Source organism: Frankia sp. CcWB2, from assembly GCF_977927585.1.
The window spans coordinates 17,831-18,440 of the sequence record NZ_CDWRCM010000084.1 but is presented as its reverse complement, the minus strand read 5'-3'; the positions used below and the strand labels follow the sequence as shown (position 1 = coordinate 18,440).

Below are 610 nucleotides of genomic sequence, written 5' to 3'. Positions count from 1 at the left end.
GGCAGCGCGCCGAGCGGCTTCTCGACGCTCGGCGGCCCGTAGTCCATCGCGACCGTCACAGCCAGGAACAGTCCCAGACCCGTCACTACCGATCGCGGTCACCCCGACGTGATCCGAACAAGAGATCAAGCAGCTAGCTCATCGCACGCACGTGCGGAAGACAAGTCTAGCCAACGAGCGCAGCCCCGCACACCCGTCCTCCTCATCCCCACCCGTGCCGCCCGCTGCACAGGTGCACCCGGCGGAGGCCGCGGGGCCCGCACCTCCCTCGAAGCCCTCATCGAGCTCGCCGTAGTCCCGCCCGTCCAGCAGATCACCCGGCCGGCACAGGTAGAGCTCAGCCAGCCGTGACAGGACCTGTGTGGAAGGCGCCCGGCCGCCCTTGGCCGGCCAGCTCTCCCAGTACGAGAAGGTCTTACCGGTCTTGGCCGGCCCCGAACCGGGCCACCGCTCGTTCCAGCGGCGTGCGGCCTCCTCCTGCGTCCAGCCGTGCGCGAGGCGGAACGCGGCGAGCGCGCTCAGGTGATGGCGGGTCTGCAGTCTTCGGGCGATACGGCGATAGGACCAGCCCAGCTCCCGCAGGCGAAGTGCTTCAGCCCGGATACGGGCG

1 protein-coding gene is annotated in these 610 nt (G+C 70.0%); it reads right to left on the bottom strand.

Going from position 1 to position 610, the window contains the following annotated elements; all coding sequences use genetic code 11:
* Positions 1-138 precede the first annotated feature (138 nt).
* Positions 139-610 (bottom strand): helix-turn-helix domain-containing protein (locus ACY45C_RS11005; RefSeq protein WP_462187522.1); only part of this gene is annotated, 472 nt, incomplete at its 5' end.